This is a genomic window from Pseudochrobactrum asaccharolyticum, assembly GCF_003314995.1.
Lineage (GTDB): Bacteria > Pseudomonadota > Alphaproteobacteria > Rhizobiales > Rhizobiaceae > Pseudochrobactrum > Pseudochrobactrum asaccharolyticum.
Map to the genome: position 1 here is coordinate 170,193 of NZ_QNRH01000002.1, position 19,630 is coordinate 189,822.

The 19,630-nt window shown below is 52.8% G+C and carries 17 protein-coding genes; 4 read left to right on the forward strand and 13 right to left on the reverse strand.

Annotation, left to right across the window (positions count from 1 at the left end; translation table 11 throughout):
- Positions 1–20 precede the first annotated feature (20 nt).
- The 9 genes from DFR47_RS05380 to DFR47_RS05420 all read right to left on the reverse strand — a co-directional run bounded on the left by DFR47_RS05380 (position 21) and on the right by DFR47_RS05420 (position 9,502).
- The gene (locus DFR47_RS05380; RefSeq protein WP_113943388.1) at positions 21–1,598 is read right to left on the reverse strand and encodes an ABC transporter substrate-binding protein; all 1,578 of its coding nucleotides are present in this window, start codon (positions 1,596–1,598) and stop codon (positions 21–23) included.
- A 187-nt stretch (positions 1,599–1,785) separates the two neighbouring features.
- Positions 1,786–2,472 (reverse strand): GntR family transcriptional regulator, encoded by a 687-nt coding sequence (locus tag DFR47_RS05385; RefSeq protein WP_113943389.1) that lies wholly within the window; start codon positions 2,470–2,472, stop codon positions 1,786–1,788.
- A 316-nt stretch (positions 2,473–2,788) separates the two neighbouring features.
- Positions 2,789–3,823: an ABC transporter substrate-binding protein gene (locus DFR47_RS05390; RefSeq protein WP_113943926.1), complete on the reverse strand. Its 1,035-nt coding sequence runs from the start codon at positions 3,821–3,823 to the stop codon at positions 2,789–2,791.
- Between the two features lie 66 nt (positions 3,824–3,889).
- Positions 3,890–5,017, reverse strand: coding sequence for an NAD(P)/FAD-dependent oxidoreductase (locus DFR47_RS05395; RefSeq protein ID WP_113943390.1), 1,128 nt, complete (start codon positions 5,015–5,017; stop codon positions 3,890–3,892).
- Positions 5,014–6,435 carry an FAD/NAD(P)-dependent oxidoreductase gene (locus tag DFR47_RS05400; RefSeq protein WP_113943391.1) on the reverse strand — a complete coding sequence of 474 codons (1,422 nt, stop codon included), beginning with the start codon at positions 6,433–6,435 and terminating at the stop codon, positions 5,014–5,016. Before DFR47_RS05400 ends, DFR47_RS05395 begins: the two co-directional genes overlap by 4 nt.
- 2 nt (positions 6,436–6,437) lie before the next feature.
- Positions 6,438–6,764 carry a (2Fe-2S)-binding protein gene (locus tag DFR47_RS05405; RefSeq protein ID WP_245416462.1) on the reverse strand — a complete coding sequence of 109 codons (327 nt, stop codon included), beginning with the start codon at positions 6,762–6,764 and terminating at the stop codon, positions 6,438–6,440.
- Positions 6,765–6,769: 5 nt separating this feature from the next.
- On the reverse strand, positions 6,770–7,564 hold the full coding sequence (locus DFR47_RS05410) for an ABC transporter permease (RefSeq protein WP_113943392.1): 795 nt from the start codon (positions 7,562–7,564) through the stop codon (positions 6,770–6,772).
- Positions 7,565–7,568: 4 nt separating this feature from the next.
- Positions 7,569–8,450: an ABC transporter permease gene (locus DFR47_RS05415; RefSeq protein ID WP_113943393.1), complete on the reverse strand. Its 882-nt coding sequence runs from the start codon at positions 8,448–8,450 to the stop codon at positions 7,569–7,571.
- 2 nt (positions 8,451–8,452) lie between these two features.
- Positions 8,453–9,502 carry an ABC transporter ATP-binding protein gene (locus tag DFR47_RS05420; RefSeq protein WP_113943394.1) on the reverse strand — a complete coding sequence of 350 codons (1,050 nt, stop codon included), beginning with the start codon at positions 9,500–9,502 and terminating at the stop codon, positions 8,453–8,455.
- Positions 9,503–9,775: 273 nt separating this feature from the next.
- Here DFR47_RS05420 and DFR47_RS05425 point away from each other — a divergent pair, with 273 nt between their 5' ends.
- Positions 9,776–10,591: an IclR family transcriptional regulator gene (locus DFR47_RS05425; RefSeq protein WP_113943395.1), complete on the forward strand. Its 816-nt coding sequence runs from the start codon at positions 9,776–9,778 to the stop codon at positions 10,589–10,591.
- 7 nt (positions 10,592–10,598) lie between these two features.
- Here DFR47_RS05425 and DFR47_RS05430 read toward each other — a convergent pair whose 3' ends face one another.
- Entirely contained in the window at positions 10,599–11,510 is a 912-nt protein-coding gene (locus DFR47_RS05430) for a LysR substrate-binding domain-containing protein (RefSeq protein WP_113943396.1), read from the reverse strand.
- Positions 11,511–11,751: 241 nt separating this feature from the next.
- Between DFR47_RS05430 and DFR47_RS05435 the strand changes: the two genes are divergently transcribed.
- The 3 genes from DFR47_RS05435 (at position 11,752) to DFR47_RS05445 (ending at position 16,102) form a co-directional block, all read left to right on the forward strand.
- Positions 11,752–12,546, forward strand: coding sequence for a transporter substrate-binding domain-containing protein (locus tag DFR47_RS05435; protein ID WP_113943397.1), 795 nt, complete (start codon positions 11,752–11,754; stop codon positions 12,544–12,546).
- 133 nt (positions 12,547–12,679) lie between these two features.
- Positions 12,680–14,191: a M81 family metallopeptidase gene (locus tag DFR47_RS05440; RefSeq protein WP_170137449.1), complete on the forward strand. Its 1,512-nt coding sequence runs from the start codon at positions 12,680–12,682 to the stop codon at positions 14,189–14,191.
- 147 nt (positions 14,192–14,338) lie between these two features.
- Positions 14,339–16,102, forward strand: coding sequence for a LysR family transcriptional regulator (locus tag DFR47_RS05445; protein ID WP_113943399.1), 1,764 nt, complete (start codon positions 14,339–14,341; stop codon positions 16,100–16,102).
- On the opposite strand, the gene DFR47_RS05450 is transcribed toward DFR47_RS05445, so the two are convergent.
- Genes DFR47_RS05450 through DFR47_RS05460 form a run of 3 tightly spaced genes read right to left on the reverse strand, consistent with a single transcriptional unit; the run spans position 16,087 to position 19,588 of the window.
- Positions 16,087–17,175, reverse strand: coding sequence for an acyl-CoA dehydrogenase family protein (locus DFR47_RS05450; protein ID WP_113943400.1), 1,089 nt, complete (start codon positions 17,173–17,175; stop codon positions 16,087–16,089). The two genes, DFR47_RS05445 and DFR47_RS05450, sit on opposite strands and share 16 nt — an antisense overlap.
- A gap of 11 nt (positions 17,176–17,186) precedes the next feature.
- The gene (locus tag DFR47_RS05455) at positions 17,187–18,362 is read right to left on the reverse strand and encodes an acyl-CoA dehydrogenase family protein (protein WP_113943401.1); all 1,176 of its coding nucleotides are present in this window, start codon (positions 18,360–18,362) and stop codon (positions 17,187–17,189) included.
- A gap of 32 nt (positions 18,363–18,394) precedes the next feature.
- Positions 18,395–19,588: a CaiB/BaiF CoA transferase family protein gene (locus DFR47_RS05460; protein WP_210207265.1), complete on the reverse strand. Its 1,194-nt coding sequence runs from the start codon at positions 19,586–19,588 to the stop codon at positions 18,395–18,397.
- Between the last annotated feature and the right edge of the window lie 42 nt (positions 19,589–19,630).

Genomic DNA, 19,630 nt, shown 5'->3' on the forward strand with positions numbered 1-19,630 from the left:
TTACAAGCAAAAACGAGTGGTTACTTGGTAATGCGTGTCAACCAATGACGCGGTTTATTGTCCGCACGAATGGTGACATCTTCCACCTTACCAGTCATAGCCCATGCCATTGGCTGCTGATGGAGCGGCACCATGATCACTTCGGATTTGACGATACCCAGTGCTTCCGATTCCAGTGCCAGACGTTTATCACGATCCATTTCCAGTGCCGCTTTTTCTGTCAGCGCATCCAGCTCCGGATAAGACCAGCCGCCGTAATTCGCGACACCGGCTGCACCTTTACGGGTAGAGAGAACCTGCACAAGAATAGAATAAGCATCCAGTGTCGGCTCGTTCGCCCAGCCGATCATAAACATATCGGATTTACCGCTGGAGCGTTTTGGTGCCTGCACAGCACGTGGTGCGATATCCAGCTTCGGTTTCAGACCGACGCGGCTCAACATTGTAACGATGACCGAGCACACATCTTCTTCATTCACACTCTCATCATTCATGCAGAGATAGGTGAATTCAGTTCCGACGGCGCCGGCTTCTTCCAGCAGTTTCTTGGACAGTTCCGGATCGTATTTTGTCGGAATATCCAGCTCTTTCGTATAGCCCGGAATTTCCGGCGCAACCACTGTACCCGCAGTATGGGTCATGCCGCGCATCACGCGTTTTGCCAGCAGATCACGGTCGATTGCATGATCAATCGCCTGACGCACACGAATATCATTGAAGAAATTATCGCGTCCGTCGTTCAGCTTTTCCTTACGGTTGAAAACCAGATTGATGGTGCGCAGATCAGGGCGTTGTTCAACGCGAATATTCGGCGTGCTTTCCAGACGCTTCACGTCCTGCAACGGTACACCATCCACCAGATCAATCTCACCGGAGAGCAATGCGGCCACGCGGGTTGCCGGTGAGGCAATCGGCGTAAACTCAATACGGTCGAGATTGTGCTTTGCATCATCCCACCAGCCGTCATGTTTCACCAAAATAGTTTTGCTGTCCGGCACACGGCTTTCGAGTTTGAACGGCCCCGTCCCATTGGTGTGGAAAGTGGTATAGCCCTCAACCTGACCGCCGACATCCGTTGGCATTTCAGAATTGTTCTTCACCAGCCAATCAGCATCGAACATGAAAATATTGGTCATGTCATTGAGGAACAGCGGGCTCGGCGACGAGACCTCAATATCAACAGTATAATCATCAACAGCCGTTGCACCAACGAACAGCGGAATATTACCGCGCAGCGGTGAAGACGGATGGCTGACACGCTTCATGGAAGCCACAACGTCTGCCGAGGTAAAGTCGGAACCGTCCTGAAACTTGACGCCTTCGCGCAGTTTGAAGCGCCAGACTTTATTATCAATCAGCTCCCAGCTGGTAGCCAGTGCAGGCTCAACAACGAATTCAGGCGTGTAGCGTACCAGACCTTCGTAAATATGGTTCAGAAATGCCAGATTGGATGTGCTGCCATAGGAATATGGATCCAGCGAGAAAATATCCCGCGCGCCGCCCCAGCGCAGCGTTTCCGCATAAGATGCAGTGCTGATGCCAGCTGCACCTATTGCCGTAACCGTGCAGAATAAGAGTTTTTTGAGTAATGAAGTCATGGTCGTCCCTCTCGCCGACTATGCAGCCGCCCTCCATCCTTGGAGCGGCAAAGTAAATTGCATATCAGAACGATGTTTTATGTAGCCATAATTGTCAACATATTTGTCATCAAATATTTTAAAGGGCACAAAAAACTCCGGTAAACCACAGGGCTTCCGGAGTTAAAACTTTAATCCTAAATGATAATCAGAGCAGCGCAGCACGCAGATTATAGGACTGGTCTTTATCGTCCTCCAGTTCCAGCTCGCACTCCACACGGTCGAGATGCTCAATCACTGCTTTGATCGCCACTTCCGTATCACCACGGGCAATATGTTCGACAATCGCCTGATGCTCGTCCGGCCCGCAATTATGCAAATGGCGCGAACGGTAAACGGCAGTAATCAGTGATGTACGTGAAATCAGGTCTTTGACAATACCGTAAAGGAAGGAGGAACCGGCAAGCTCTGCCAGCAACAAATGGAAACCACCGGACAGGCGGATAATATCTGTACGATTGCCCTGACGGTCGGCTGTACGCTCTTCTTCCACATGGGCATTGAGCCGCGCAACATGCTCTTTATTGATACGCTCGCACAGACGCTCAACCACACGATGTTCAATCGCACGACGGGCATAGAATACATCCCGCGCTTCTTCCACTGAAGGTTCAGAGACAAATGCGCCGCGATTGGCCTGAATTGTCACCAGCCCTTCGCGCTCCAGTGTCGCCAGCGCCTGACGGATACGCGCGCGGCTGACATCAAAAATTTCAGCCAGTTCTTCTTCCTTGAGGCGGGTGCCGGGCTTCAGTTTCCGCTCGGCAATAGAGAGCCATATCCTGTCAAATATCTGATTTGCCGGCGTAGCCTGCGCATTTTCTGCTTTGGACATGGAAGCTCCGTTAATCTCAACTCTCAATTATACATCAGGACATTTTCACATGCCTGTTTAAATATTTCCCGGGAAATGTCGACATGATTGTTCTGTATTTCAAGTCTGAATGTCTGTTTGTGCGTTGTAAAGATCAAATAGTCAAAATAAAAGCCCGTGATCAAAGATCACGGGCTTTCGCGACATTTCTGCCATTAGAGCGCCGTGTGCCATACTTGGCACACAAAGGTCGCTCTAACACTTAATATGAGAGCATAATTTCACCTTAAACTGATCCAAGTTTAAGGAATTATGCTCTAATAGCGGTAAGAGCGGCTTAACGCTCGATTGTGCGGTTCCAGCGGCTGTTCCATGCCTGACGGTTTTTGTTGACCGCATCCCAGTCCAGAACTTTTGCAGTTTCCATATAACCACGGAACGCTGTCAGCTTGGCATTGGCGTCTTCATTGCCCGCTTTCGCATTGATGTTAGACGGAATAATATTGCCATGATCCAGCGCGAGGCTCTGTGCATCGGCAGACAACAGATAATGTGCCAGCTTCTGGCTTAGCTCCGGTTCGCTGTTGTTAGCGATCACACACTGGGTCACAGCCAGCACAACAGAACCTTCTTTAGGCTGAGCATATTCCACCGGAATACCCTTGTCCTTCAGATTGTTCACTGCGGTTGGTGTCAGCGGGAAGATTGCAGCTTCACCGGTCTGCACCATTTCAGAAATCTTGGCGGAGCTTGGGATGAACTCGATCACATTCTTACCGATTGTGTCAGAGAATTTCTCAAAGCCCGGCTCGACATTGTTTTCATCGCCGCCCTGAATGCGGTTGAACATCAGGAAAGCATGCAGACCGAAGCTGGAAGCCGAAGCGGACTGGAAGACAACCGCATTGGCGAATTTAGGATCAGCCATATCCATCCATGAGGTTGGTGCTGCCCAGCCTTTTTCATCAAACAGCTTCTTGTTATAGGCAAGACCGGTCATGCCCATATCAACGCCGATTGCCATATCATCTTTCATACGGGCTGCCGGCTGAATTTCTTTCAGCACAGCATCGTCAGAAATCGGCTGGCACAGGCCGCCGCCGATAGCGCGGACCATTACACCGTCATCCAGCAACATAACATGCATCTGCGGGTTGTCTTTAGCAGCGGTGGCTTTGGCCAGAATGTCGGCCGAAGTTCCCGGAACGATCACCACTTTAACATTATTGGCTTTTTCAAAAGGCGGCAGAACATGCTCGGTATAGGCGCGCTCGAAATTACCGCCATTCATGCCGATATACAGCGTTTTTGTTTCTGCCTGCGCAGCACCGGATGTAACAGCCACAGCACCAAGTGCCAGAGCGGAAACCATAGTCAGTCGAAAATTCATTTTCATGCTACTCCCATTATGAAGACAAAGAACTGAATTTCAGGCAAATCAAGGCGCCTGAAAATCATGGAAACGGTCGATGCTGAAAGCCTCAACCGGAATTGAACTGCGGCCTTGGGTGATCAGATCGCACAGCACTGAACCCACCGCCGGTGCGGTCTGGAAACCGGCACCGCAAAAACCGAAAGCGTGAAACAAGCCGTTCACTTTAGAGCTGGCGCTGATCACCGGATTGCCGTCCGGCATCTCTGCCTCCGTGCCGGACCAGAAGCGGATAACATGCGCGTGCTGCAAATGCGGAAACAGTGCAATCGCCCGCTGCATCACCGATGAAGCTGCGGTCACAGAAGGCCGTGAATAATCCGGATTATCCAGCACGACACCGCGCCCGCCGCCCATAACATAATTACCGCGTGTTACCTGACGACCATAAAAACTGCCGCCCTCTTCGCCCATACTCATCGGCAGAAGATATGGCAGCGGCTCGGTCACCACCATTGACGGGTAGATTTTCTTGAGCGGAACGCTCTCGCCAAATTGCGTGGCAAACTGATCTGACCAGGCACCCGCCGTATTGACCAGCTGGCGGCAACGGATTTCCGTATCCTCACCCGCAAACAAAGCGAAACCATTACCAGTGGCAACCGCTTCATGCACCGGCATATGTTCCAGCACGGTTGCTCCCGCCACTTTGGCTGTACGGGCAAAAGCCGGAGATACCAGACGCGGATTGGCATGGCCATCATCATGACAGAGCGATGCCCCTGCGACATCGCCGGTCAGCCATGGAAAACGTGTTTTGACAGCTTTACCGCTGATCAGCTCGAGCTCAAGCCCATGCGGACGCACACGGGCGGCATAGGCTTCGAGTTTGGCAAAATCTTCTTCACTGCGTGCCAGTTTCAGATGCCCACTGCGCTGATATTCACCATCAATGCCGATCAGTTCCGGCAAACGCTCCCAGATTTCATGGGACAGTTCAGCCAGTGGTAATTGTTCAACACCGCGCCCCTGACGGCGCACACCGCCATAATTGACACCGCTGGCCTGCGCACCACAAAAACCTTTATCCAGCAGGATAACTGACAAACCGGCCTTGCGCATCGCCAAGGCCGCAGAACTGCCTACCAGACCACCGCCGATAATCGCTACATCTGCATCCAAATGTCTGGTCATGACACCACCTTGCCTGCTGGCTCATCAGCCTGCTGCATTGCGCCAAAGCCAAGCGGCACCGGCTTCACCGGCGCTTGTGCGCGCAGCCGACCGAGCTCAAGCGCATCAATATGCAATTGCGATGACAGAAGTTCTGTTGCTGCAGCAGTACACATCCGCCCCTGACAACGCCCCATACCGACACGGCTCAGCGCTTTCAGACGATTGATTTCGCGGATACTGCCGCCACTGATCGCATTGAGTGCCTCACCAACTGTGACCTCCTCGCAGCGGCACAGAGTGACATCAGGGCTGACAGTTTCAAACCAATCTCGCGGAAACGGAAAGGCTTTCTCCAGCAGATCACGCTCAAGGATAATCTTCTGGTGGGCTTTTTGCAGTGCCGTAATCCGCTTGCTATCTGTCGCCAGACCGCGCTTTTGCAGCAATGCCATTGCAGCCAGCTCACCGGAGATTTCCGCTGCATCAGCACCGGCAATACCACTGCCGTCACCGGCAAGATAAATGCCCTGTTCGCTGCTCTGCCCCTGCGCATCGCGCACCGGCAGCCATGCTCTGTCGTGGCTATTGAATTCAAAGGCGCAACCGGCGAGATCCGCCAATTGTGTTTCCGGACGCAATGCAAATCCATAGGCCAGTGCATCACAGGTCAGCGTTTTGACACCAGTCTTGCCCTGAATATGGTAGCGGATGCCCTCAACGTGATCTTTCCCGACAATATTATCAGGGCGCACATTATAGACGGTTTTCACACCGGCAAGGCGCAGCTGCATGGCATAGAACATACCCAATGCCACTATGCGTGGTGCATGCAATGCCAGCTGCGCCAGATGCAGTTTGGCTTTAAAGGGAGCCGTATCCAGTACCGCCACAACCTTGGCACCGGCTTTCATATATTGCCATGCCACCAGATAAAGCAGCGGCCCTGAGCCCATAAAAACCAGCTTGTTACCGATGGTCACGCCTTGTGCTTTCAAGGCTGTCTGTGATGCACCAAGTGTATAAACACCGGGTATTGTCCAGCCTGCAAAGGGCAGAACGCGATCGGTTGCGCCGCTCGCAACAATCAGCTCCGAGCATTCGATGCGGCGGTAGTTACCATTCGACATAACATCGAGAAACCGCGTGTCACCGCTTGGTGAAATATTCCACACCAGACTTTCCGGATGATAATCAATCGCCGGTCGCAGCGCTTCAAAGGTCTCATGCAGCGCTTTGGCTTTTGACGCTTCCGAACCATAGCGCTTGGCATAGGAGCGGCCGTCATCAATCAGTGGCTGGCGATAAATCTGCCCGCCAGCCCGCAAACCTTCATCCAGCACGAGCGGACGCAAACCGGCCTTCACCAGCACATCCGCTGCACGGATACCCGCAGGCCCCGCCCCGATAATCACCGGCTGTAAATCGGCTTTGGCCATCATCACACTCCGGCTTCTGCAAGCGTGGTTGTTACAAAGCGCATACCTTCCTGCAACGGCGTGGTGCAGGCACGGATACGCTGCCCCTCTTCTGTCATGACATAGCAATCCTGACAGGCACCGATCAGGCAGAAACCGGCACGGGTCTCACCGGTAAATTCCGTATGACGAACATGAGAACTCACCGCCATAATAGCAGTCAGCACCGTATCGCCGTGACGGCCGGTCTGAGCAACGCCGTTCAGTGAAAAGCCAACCGGCTTTTCGTCCTGACGGTAGCGGCGGTGAAACTGGCCGCCGCTGGAAGCGTTTAAAATCTGCGCGCTCACTCCGGTCAGCCTTTTCCGACCAGAATACGATCCAGACCAAACAGGCGATCAAGAATGATCATCGCAACTGTCGCCACAAGGATCATCAGTGCGGAGACCGCAGCCATCATCGGGTCAATCGATTCACTGGCATACATATACATGCGTACCGGTAGCGTGACTGTTGAAGGCGATGTCACGAAGATCGACATGGTCAGCTCGTCAAAGCTGTTGATGAAAGCCAGCAACCAGCCACCGCTCACACCCGGCAATAACAATGGCAGGGTGATACGCTTGAACACAGTCCATTCACCGGCACCCAGTGTGCGGGCAGCATTTTCCGCATTGCGATCCATGCTGCTTAATGAGGCCAGCACCAGACGCAGTGCATAAGGCGTGATGATAATCGCATGCGTTGCCACCAGCCAGAAGAATGAACCGCTCATGCCCATCAGCGAGAACAGACGCAAGAAAGCAACGCCGAGCACCAGATGCGGAATGATCAGCGGCGACAGAAACAATGCATTCAGTGCATCGCGCCCAGCGAAATCATAACGGGTAATTGCCAGCGCCGATGGCACGGCCAGAAGCGTCGAAATCGTCGCTGCAAGGAAGGCCAGTTTCAGACTGTTCCCGAAGGAAGTCATGAAATCATTATGCTGGAAAACCGCTTCAAACCAACGCAGTGACAGACCGTTCCACGGCATTGTCAGTGTGTTTTCCGGTGTGAAAGCAACGAGACAGACCACCACCATCGGCGCCAGCATGAAGATGACAACGAGGCTGTGAAAAATCAGAGCAACAGGACCATTTTTCTGCATGATATTAACCCAGCTTCCGTTTGGCCTGTCCCTCAATCATGCGGTTATAGGCAATCATGATGACAAGGTTAGCGACCAGAACAATGATGGCGATGGCAGCACCGAGCGGCCAGTTCAGCTCAATCATGAACTCGTCATAGACAACGGTTGCAGCCATTTTCAAACGACGACCACCAAGCAGACCCGGGATCGCAAAAGAACTGGCCGACAAGGCGAAGACAATCAGGCTGCCGGAGAGAATACCGAGCATGGCCTGCGGAAACACGATACGACGCAGCGCTGTAAAGCGGGACGCACCAAGGGTCAGTGCCGCGGCCTCAACCGTCGGATCAAGCTTCTGCAGCACTGTCCAGACCGGAATAACCATGAACGGCAGCATAATATGCACCAGACCGACGACAATCGCGGTTTCAGTATAGAGCAGCTGCACCGGCTCCAGCCCGACCATCGTCAGAGCGCCGTTAACGAAGCCGTTGCGGCCAAGGATCATGCTCCAGCCGAAGGTACGCACAACAACGGAAACCAGCAGCGGCCCAATAATCACCAGCAGGAAGATCGAGCGCCACGGCGCACGCATATTCGAGAGGATATAGGCTTCCGGCACACCGATCACCACAGCAATCACCGTGGTCAGCAAGGCCAGACGCAAAGTGCGCCAGAAAATCGACAGGTAATAATCATCCTGCAGAACCTGCATATAATTATGCAGCGTGAAGGTGTTTTCGATACCTGTGTCGTAATTATAGCTGTTGAACGACAGGATAACTGTCAGTGCCAGCGGCAGCAGCACCAGCCCGATGAAAAGCAGTGTCGCAGGCCCAGCCAGAAACAGCGGTGCGCGGCTGCGCTTTTCCTTGATTTTTGTGTCAGCAGTCGTTGCGCTCATGGTCAGGCCGCTCCGCCTGCAAGCATCCGGCAATCTTCATGCTGCCAGATCAGACCAACGGTTTCGCCCTCTGCCGGTGGCGGTGTACCGACATTCGGCAGAGACACGGACAATTGTCCGGCTGGCGTGGTTACAGTCACAAACCACTGACTGCCCATGAAATAACGGGTCGTTACAGTGCCATCAACATGACCGGCACCGGCATTGGTCAGGTTCAGCTTTTCCGGACGGATGAACAGCGAGACTTTCTTGCCGCTCACAGCCTGTTCCGGTGTAAAGCGCACTGTTGTATTTTCAATTGCCAGTACATTTCCGGCTTCAACCTGCGCATTCAGGAAATTGGATTTGCCGACAAAGTTGGAAATGAAATCATTACGCGGATGCTCATAGAGCTTATAAGGCGCATCCACCTGAGTGATATTGCCCTTCTCCATCACCACAATGCGATCACTGATCGACAGCGCTTCTGCCTGATCATGCGTTACCATGATGGTGGTGATACCAACCGCGCGCTGAATACGGCGTAGTTCAAACTGCATTTCTTCACGCAGTTGCGCATCAAGATTGGACAGCGGTTCATCAAGCAGCAGCACCGGCGGATTGATCACCAGCGCACGGGCAATCGCCACACGCTGGCGCTGACCACCGGACATTTCACGCGGATAGCGGTCTGCCAATGCAGAGAGATGCACGAGACCCAGTGTTTCTTTCACACGCTCGTCACGCTCTGCTTTCGGCACTTTACGCATTTCCAGACCGAAGCTGACATTCTGCGCAACAGTCATATGCGGAAACAATGCATAGCTCTGAAACACCACACCAAGCTGGCGCTGTGCAGGCGCTGTATAGGTAATATCACGGCCATCCAGTGTCACAGAACCGGCGCTTGGCGTTACCAGACCGGCAATCATCTGCAGCGTTGTGGTCTTGCCGCAACCTGAAGGGCCGAGCAGAGAGATAAACTCACCTTTTTCCACGGCCAGATCGAAATCTTTCACGGCTGTGAATTTTCCATAAATTTTGGAAACCTGTTTCAGGTTTAAAAAGCTCATGCATCTCTCCCTTAGAGCGGGTTTATCCAAGTTGAACCGCAGTGCCCGCATCAGGGTAAATATTGCGGGCGATCCGGCGGTTCACCGCTCTTTCAGCCGGCCTGTTTCATGGCAGCCCTGTGACAAAGACATGCAGACAGATTTCACTTAAAGCGGAATTCATCCGATAATTGACAGAAAATTTGCAAATTAGACAAATTCTATTTTCTATTTTGAAATATTTTATATAGTTTAATTCATAATACGGAATTATTGCATTTCAAGAGTCGGGCAATGAGTGAAAATACGAAATCCCCTGTGAATACCAGCCTCACTAAAGCGATCCAGATTTTGAAAGGTCTGGCTGAAAATTCACGGGACGGAATGCGGCTGATTGATCTCGCACGAGAGCTGGAGCTCAGCCAGCCCTCAGCACACCGCCTGCTCAAAAGCCTGATCAGCGAAGGTTTGGTCGAGCAAATCAGCGATACAAAATCCTATCGTTTGTCGCTTGATTTTTTCTGCATGGCAGCACAAACCCGCCAGCGCGACGGCATATTGGATTATGCCCGTCCGGCACTGTTGCGCCTCTCCGCAACCTTCAATGACACGGTATTTCTGCTGGTACGCCACGGCTTTGATGTGGTGTGCCTCGACCGTGTGGAAGGCCCATTTCCGATCCGCTCTTTCACCGGCGATATTGGCGGCAAGGTGCCGCTCGGCATCGGTCAGGGCAGCATCGCCATTCTCGCCTTTCTACCTGAAGAAGAGCGTGAGGCGATTATCCGTTTCAACATGCCGCGCATTCTCGACCGCGCAGCCATTGATGAGGTGGATTTGCGCATTATGATTGACGCTGTGCGCGAAACCGGCGCCGCCCATATGAATTTTGAGATGATTGAAGGCATGGCCGGACTGGGCGTGCCGGTACTTGATCAGAACGGAGTGGCGGTCGCAGCACTCAGTATCGGCACACTGGCCTCACGTCTGACAGAACAACGTCAACGTACCATTGCCGATCTTCTCAAAAAAGAGGCGGCCCTGATTTCCAGCAAGCTCAATCCCTTTGACGCAACATTGCGCTATCCAAGTCAGGCACTGTCACGATAAGAACAAGTTAATCGAGACAAAGCGCGGCGGAATCCTGTTGTTTTCGCCGCAATGCCACTTCCCGCAATAACCAGTCGAGAAAGTCTTTTGTTACCGGCTTTGAACGGAACAAGTCCTCCTGACAGACAAACTGGTAGGTTTCCTGCGGTTCAAAACTATGTTCTGACACCAGAAACATCTGACCGGTGCGCAATTCCTGTTCGACCAGCGCCTGATCAATCAGTGCCACGCCCTGCCCTTCTTTCACCGCTTCCAGAATAATATGCTGATCGTCAAAAATCAGATCCTGCTGGCTATGACCGAGCATCAGGCCGGATGTGGCAATCCAGCTTTGCCATTCAGACACAGAACGATAATGCAGCCGGTTGCTGCATAGCAATTCCGCCACGCTGTTATATTGATTACGGATTGATGCACCGCAGACCGGCACCAGCCTTTCCCGCAGCAATTGACGGGAGAACTTTCCGGTAACAGCACCCAGACGATAATCAATCACAATATCCGGCTGGCCGGATGCGGGAACATTGGTGTCGAGATGAGACAGATGCAGCTGCAAACCCGGATGCTGTGCCAAAAACTCGGAAATGCGCGGCGCGATAATTTTCATCGAAAAAAATGGCCCGACTTTGACACGCAAGATCTTCTGCGCTGTACGCGGACTGATATGCCGGATAGTGCCAGCCAGATCGTCGAATGCCCGCTGACAGGAGGTAAACAGCAGGGTGCCTTCCTGTGTCAATTCCACACCATGCTGTCTGCGGATAAACACCCGCAGTCCCAGATAATCCTCAAGCAACCGAATCTGATGGCTGATTGCGCCCTGCCCGACGCATAATTCATCAGCCGCTGCCGTCAGACTGCCGCCACGCGCTGCCGCCTCAAATGCCCGCAATGATTTCAGCCCTGGCAAATCGCGCATCTCTTCCCCCGCCTCATATTCAGCTATGAATTATTTCGATACCTTACGTCAATTCTTTCACATTGCATACGGTTATAAAATCCATCATGCTCCAATCACAAACACAACATGAAAATAAAATTATCGATTAATATCAATATTTTAATTGATAAAAAGTGCACTGCGCCAGTGTGAGGAAGCACGACGCATTCAGCTTTACAATCGTTCCGGATATTAAAAGAATATAATCGGGGGAACTCTCATGAAAGCTTTATCAATAACAGCGGCAGGCTGCATGCTGCTTAGCCTGTTAACGGCACCATCAATGGCTGCGGAAAAATTGCGCATCGGCACCGAAGGCGATTACAAGCCTTTCAACTATGTATCCGGCAGCGGTGAAATCAAAGGTTTCGACTATGACATCGGTCAGGCCGTCTGCGCGGAAATGAAAATTGAGTGTGAATGGAGCACCCATGAATGGTCAGGGATTATCCCTGCCCTGCAATCCGGCAAATTTGATGTCATGATTGCTTCCATGGCCATCAATGATGAGCGCAAAAAGCAAGTCGGCTTCAGCAAGCCTTATTATTTCAATGCGATGCATTTCATCGCCCGCAAAGATCTCGGTATTCAGGATGTCTCTAAGGCAGCTCTGGAAGGCAAAATCATCGGTACGCAGTCCGGCTCTGTAGCCGTTGAGACTCTCAGAGAATATTTCCCTGATAATGAAGTGAAACTCTATAATTCTCTCAGCGAAGCGTTCCTCGATATGGACAGCGGCCGTCTCGATATGGTGCTGGAAAGCCAGATGGCGCTGAGCGACTGGCTTGCACAGGACAGCGGCAATTGCTGTGAATTTGTCGGCAAGCCTTTCATTCTCGATGCAGCACAGGGCAATGCCATGGCAGTCCGCTTAGACAGCGGCGATCTGGCGGATCGCCTGAATACGGCGCTTGATGCAATTATGAAAAACGGCACTTACGACAAGATCCGTCAACAATATTTCGACTTCGACATTATGGCGCGTCCGGTCAATGCCAGCGCCTATTTAAAATAATCCCCGCCTCCCCCGAAGCCTGAAACAGCGTTCCGTTTACAGGCTCCATCCTTCTGTCCTGCCACAAACAACGGCAGGGCAGAACACCCGTTCGTCTGTCAAACGCATTGCCGTATAAATGAAAGATACCCCTATGAGCTTCAAAGTTGCCGTTCTTGAACTCAATCAGGAAACCAATACGTTTTCCAAACTGAAAACCACTTTGAAGGACTTCCATCTCTGCCATTATTTTAAAGGTCAGGAGATCGAAACCCATTGCCGTGGGACCAATTCCGAGATCGGCGGCTTTATCGAGTGTTGCGAGAGCTATGGCTGGCAGCCGGTCTATACGGTTGCTGCGCGCGCCGAACCTGGTGGTCTGGTTGAAAAGTCTATGATTGAGCATTTTCAGCGTGATGTGGCTGAAATGCTTGAAGGACACAAACCAGACGGCGTGTTCATTGTTTTTCATGGTGCCATGTGCTCGGAAAGCGCAGATGATGCCCAGATCGAATTGCTGCAATTCATCCGCAATATCGTTGGCCATGATATACCCATTGCCGGTACATTCGACCTGCACGCCAACAGCGCACCGGAAATGAGCGCACTACTGGATATTGCGGTTTCTTTCCGCACCTATCCGCATGTGGATATGGCCGAATGCGGCCGTAAGGCTGGTAAACTGCTTGAAGAAGCAATGCGTGGTCAGATCAGCCCTGCGATTGCCGTGCGTCAGCCGCCAATGCTCAATGGCTGCAATGACGGGCGTACCACCCATGCCTGTGCGATGACCGAAATTCTGGAGATCGCCGATCAGATCGCAACACAGGACGGCATTCTCGCCACCTCGATCAATGCCGGTTTTTATGATGCCGATGTATTCAATACCGGCCCTTCTGCTGTAATTTGCTATGACCGCAATAAGGTGAATGAAGCTCAGGCTGTCAGCCATGCCGAGCATTTGTGTCTCGAAATCTGGAACCGTCGCGAGGATGAAGACAGTCGTCTGCAAGCACCGGATATGCCGGAGGCTATTCGTGTACATTTTGCAAGTAACACCAAACAAGGCCCGCTGGTGATTGCCGATTTCTCCGACAATCCGGGCTGCGGCGCCTATAGCGATGCAACAACCGTGCTTAAGGGGTTATTGGAAACCAATGTCGGGCGCAGCACCTTCGGTGCTTTCTGTGACCCGCAGGCGGTTGAGGAACTGGCAGCGGCGGGTATCGGTGCACAATGCACGGTCAGCCTTGGCGGCAAGATTGACCCGAAAATCGGTGGCGGTGCGATTACTCTGACCGGTGAAGTGATCGCCATTTCAGACGGCAATATTACTTTCGAAGGCCCGATGTTTCAGGGACTACCTGCTTCGCTCGGCAAAAGTGTCTGTTTTCGTGTCGGCAATACCGACATGCTGATCTCATCAGAACGTCAGCAGATGCTGGATAAAAACCTGTTCCGCAGCGTTGGTATTGAGCCCGCGGACTATGATATTGTTGTGGTAAAATCCCAGCAGCATTTCCGCGCGGCTTTCGGGCCTATCGCATCAGCGATTATCGAAGTGGACGCCGATGGGTTGAGCACAGCCAATCTGAATGCCCGCGATTATAAAAAACTGCGCCGTCCGATCTATCCGCTGAATACGGAAACAACATTCCGCACCTGATCACTCCATATCACTTGATAACAAACCGGCCTTGCCTAGCAGAGCCGGTTTTGTTTTGTCTGCTTCAGTCTTGTTTTTAAGCTGGTCATTTGTATTGAGGAACAGCTATAGAAAACTGTCCTTTAAAAACATAAAGCTGCACAGACCATGGAACTTCGCTCCCTCGCCTATTTTGTTCTGGCCTGCCAGTATTATAATCATGCAGAAGCAGCCAAAGCCGAGCAGATTTCACCCTCCACACTCAGCACCGCAATTTCTGCGCTTGAGACCGAGTTAGGGCTGGAACTTTTCGTGCGCGGTCCAAAGGGACTTGTACCAAGCGAAGCAGGACGCTGGTTGTTTCAGCAAGCGGCCGCCACCTTGCAGGCGGTGGAAACCGCCTTCTCCGGAAAGGCCATTTCTACTGCGTTGAAAGTCAGCTCGCCGCTGCATTTCATGTTCGGAAAATTGTCCCGTGCGGCGACTGCGGCCGTACGTCCTTTCCGGCTTTCCCATCCTGAATATTACGCACAAGTGCATTTCCGTTCACCACTGATCAGCGCCTTCGACACCAGCAGCACTGAGAATACAGATATCCTATTGGGCTATGCTTCGCAAAATGGCAGCGAGCAGGAACAATTTCTGTTTGACGATGAATGGATTGCCGTTGCGGGCGGCCTTGTGCTCGATGAAGATCAGGCTCCGCTCAGTTCAGAAGATTTGCGCAATTACAGCCTGTGGCTGCCACCGTTATTGCCCGCTGAAGAGGCCCGTATCCGCGCCTATTGCCGCCAGCATGATCTGCCTGCGCCGGAGATGACATCGGAAGATGTAGGGATTTTCACCCGACTGAAACAGGCCAAACAGCCGGTACTTCTGCTGGCGCCGCATAGTTTGCTTGCCAGCGGCATCAGCCGCAATGATCTTGCTGTGCTGCAATTGGAAAACCCACTGCATAGCCCTGTCACAGCGAAAATCACTACGAAAGATGAAAAGCTGACTGTCGTCGCACAGGACTTTATCAAGCTGGTACGCGAAGAACTGAACCGGCAGACGGTGACGCTCTATAACCCGCCGGTGTCGCTGCGCGATATCCAGAGTATTCTGACACTCTATCATTGCCGTAATATGAGCGAAGCTGCCCGCAGGCTCAATCAGACCCAGCCTGCCCTGTCCGCACAATTGCGCAAAACAGAGCAACTGATGGGTACGGCACTGTTTGCCCGCCATTATAAAGGTCTGCATCCGCTGCCGACTGCAGTGCATAAAGCGCCTTTGCTGCAAAGCGTGCTCAATCTGGCTGATGCGATCCGTCAGGGTGCGCAGCAAATTGCGGTGATGGACGAACCGGTGATATCTTTCGGCCTCAGCCCGATGGTCTTGCTCAGCCCGATCAGCGCCACTGCCATAAGCAATGCTATGCGGGAATGGCAGTGCCTGTGCCCGCATGTGCTTTTGAAAGTGAGTGAGGCACCGACGCATAATCTGCAAGAACGTTTGAAGCAGGGAGAGTACTCCATTGCACTTATGGAGAGCACGGCACATCCTGAAAATGCTGCATTTTTAACCGATCTGGGGCCGCTGCAATATATTTCTGATATCGATGCAGAAGACGCGCCGCTGGCTTTGTCTGCTACCGGTGACAGTATCCGCAACGCTTTGATGCAAATGCCGGAAGCGGCCGAGTATCAACCGGCGCTGGAAACCCAGTCTTTACAATTATGTCTGGCACTCGCGGGCAACGGCTATAGCACAATTATCCCTGCGGCTCTGGCAGACAATATCAGCTCCGCGAAACCCTTATTACAGTATACTTTGCCGGATGCTCCGCATTTTTATCTGATTGCGGGCACCAGCGGCACCCGCAATCTCAATGAGCCGGAGCATATTCTGCTCGCTTGTTTACGCAAGGCGTTTCAGGCAGCCAACTGACGATAGGCTGACATATAGGATTCCGCCTGTCCGAAGCTGTGTTCATTCACCAGCAGGCGCTTGACCAGCGGGGAAATCGCACATTCCTCGGTCATACCAATACCGCCGTGAAGCTGAACGGCTTCCTGTGCGATATAACGGGCAGACCACAATGTCTGCACCCATGCGGCAAGGGTCAGAGCACGGGCATCTTCTGCACCATTATCCTGCGCTTCCGCTGCGGCTTCAACCAAGGCTTTTGCTTCATCCAGTGCCACGGACATATCCACGAGACGGAACTGAATAGTCTGGAAAGAGCCAAGCGCTTTGCCGAATTGCTTACGCATCCGCATATAATCCAGTGTCTGACGATAAAGATTATCCATCGCGCCAAGACTGTCTGCGGCAACGGCAATCAGAATATCTGCCGCGCAGGTCTCAATCCGTTGTTGCGCATCAGCACCTGATAGCAGCACCTGAATATTCTCCGGCGCAATATCTGCCGTGATTTCACTCATCATCCGGCCGTCAATCATTGATAATTGACGGAACTGTGCCTTTTCCGGAGAGACCAGACACAGAGCAACGCCACCGCCTTGCTGCACCAGACACAGCAGTTTTTCCGGCTCACGCGCACCAAAGACCTGAAGTTTTTTGAGTGCCAGACCATTGCCGGTCAGTTCCGGCAAGTTAGAAGACTTGATCCCCTGCGCAGCAGTCGCCAGCTGACCGGCAATGCCTAAGCGCACCTCACCTGTGAGGAAGGCTTTCAGCAATGGCTCAACATCCGGATTGCTCTTTTGTGCTTCACATAACAGGTTAGCTGCGAGTGCTGCACCGCAGGCAAAATCCACCGGCAAGGCAACGCTTCCCAGAGCTTGTGCCACCGCTGCCAGACCTTCAGCGCCCAGATCCGCACCGCCTAACGCTTCCGGCAGTGCAAGACCAATCAGCCCCATTTCCGCAATCTGCGGCCACAGATCCAGATCAGTCTGTGGCAAACCGTTTTCCGGTGTGTGATCGGCAGCAAAGCGGGTCACAAAATCCGTCAGCATCCGCAATTCGTCAGCTTTTTCTTCACGTGTTTTCTGCATATCCGCTCTCCTCACCTTAAACCCAAAACCTGCTTGGCAAGGATCATGCGCTGAATTTCATTTGACCCGCCCCAGATCGTCAGCTTACGCAAATTGAGCCATGCAGCAGCCGCACCGGCAGCCGCCGGATTTTCCGCATCCGCCTCACCATCAAGAAATGCTTCACTGTAAGGCAGCACCTGCGAGCTAAAAATATCCAGACGCAATTGAGCCAATGCCTGCGCAATTTCTGTACCGCGGATTTTGAGCTTCGAGGCTTCAGGGCCCGGATTTTCACCCGCTTCACTCTGCGACAGTAGTTTCAGCTCCATATGCTCCAGCGCCAGACGCTGAATTTCAATCCGCGTCATACGATCCTGCAACAGCGGATCATTCGCTACACCAAGACGTGCGGCATCTTCTTTCAATTCACCGAGAATACGCTTGGAACGCGCAGCACCGGACATGGAAAAACGCTCATATTCGAGCAGATATTTGCCATAGCCCCAGCCTTCACCTTCAGTACCGATCAGGTTTTCAACCGGCACACGCACATCATTGAAGAACACCTCGTTAAACTCGGCCTCACCATCCAATGTACGGATCGGGCGGACTGTAATGCCGGGAGTGCGCATATCAATCAGCAGAAAGGAAATGCCCTGCTGCGGACGTTCGCCTTTATGCGTCCGTACCAGACAGAAAATCCAGTCTGCCCATTGCGCCCATGTCGTCCAGATTTTCTGACCATTGACCACATAATGATCACCGTCACGCACGGCTGAAGTTGCCAGCGAAGCCAGATCGGAACCTGCCCCCGGTTCGGAATAGCCCTGACACCAGAATGTCCGGTTCTCGCGAATATCCGGCAGAAAGCGTGCCCGCTGTTCATCATTACCAAAGGAGTGAATAACAGGCCCTGCCATAGCAATGCCGAACTGACACGGATGCGGCGCACAAATCGCACCATATTCCTGCTCAAACAAATAGCGCTGTACCGGTGTCAGACCGGCGCCGCCCATCTCTTTGCTCCAGCCGATTGCATACCAGTTGCGCGCTGCCAGCACCTCCTGCCAACCGGTCAGATCTTCCTTGGTCAGGCGAATATTATGCCGTACCTTATAGGCCAGCGCTTCCGGCAGATTGGCGCGCAAATAAGCACGTGCATCTGCTGCGAATGCGCGGTCGGCATCCGTAATCTGTAGTCCCATTCTTGTACTCCGTCCCTTAAATCATCAAATGATCAGACAATACCGGCGCTTGTCAGCGCACTGATCTGTGTCTCATCCATATTCAGAAATTCCCGCAGAATATCCGCGCCGTCAGCGCCCAGCTCCGGTGCCTGCCGGATGTCACCGCGCGGCAAGCCGTCGAAATGCACTGGCTGTTCCGGCACGAGCAGCTTGCCCAATTGCGGATGTTCAACTTCATGCAGCAACTGGCGATGCTGCGCATGGGCACTTTGTGCGGCCTCATCCACCGCCCAGATTTCCGACACCGGCAAACCGGCTTTGCCGAGCTTCTCCACCACTTCGGCAGCAGTATAGTGTCGTGACCAATCCTCAATCTCAGCCTGCAAAGCATCACGGTTCTGACTGCGCAACTGATCGGAGGCAAAGCGCGGATCATCTGCCAGATACGGCTTGCCCAGTGCCTCTGCGAGACGGACAAACAGTGCCTTATTGGCCACAGCGAGAATGAAAGGCGCATCCGATGCAGCAAAAGCACCAAATGGCGCAGACAGCGGATGCTGATTGCCGAAGCGTGCAGGCCGGTTGCCGCTGCCCTGCCATCCGGCGAGCACCGTCGGCAGCAGGCTGAACAGTGCATCAAACATAGCCACATCAATCCGTGCACCCTGTCCGGTGACCGAGCGACGGTAAAGTGCAGCAGAAATCGCCTGCGCGGCATAAATGCCGGAAACAATATCACCGATGGAGTCGCCAACGAGCGTCGGTGCACCCGATGCCTCGCCGGTCACACTCATCATGCCGGACAACGCCTGCGCTACCACATCATAGCTCGGCATCGCGGCCATCGGCCCCTGCTGGCCAAAGCCGGAGACGGAGCAATAGACCAGATCAGGTTTCAGCGCCTGCAACTGTTCTGCACCGATCCCCAAACGATCTGCCACACCCGGGCGGAAGTTTTCCAGTACCACATCGGCTTTCAGTGCCAGTTCCTGTGCGATCTTCACAGCTTCCGGCTGGCGCAGATCGAGTTTCAGGCTGCGCTTATTGCGGTTAAACAGCTGGAAATTGATACTCTGATTGTTACGCACCGCGCCCATATAACGCTGATCGTCGCCCTGCGGCGGCTCAACTTTAATGATCTGCGCGCCCTGATCCGCCAGAATGGCAGAGCAAAACGGCCCTGCCAAAACGCGGGAAAAATCCAGCACCGTAATACCCGAAAAAGGCTTCTGCTGCTTCACCATTCCAATTCCTCCATACCGGAGACAAGAATAAGAAACCGCGCT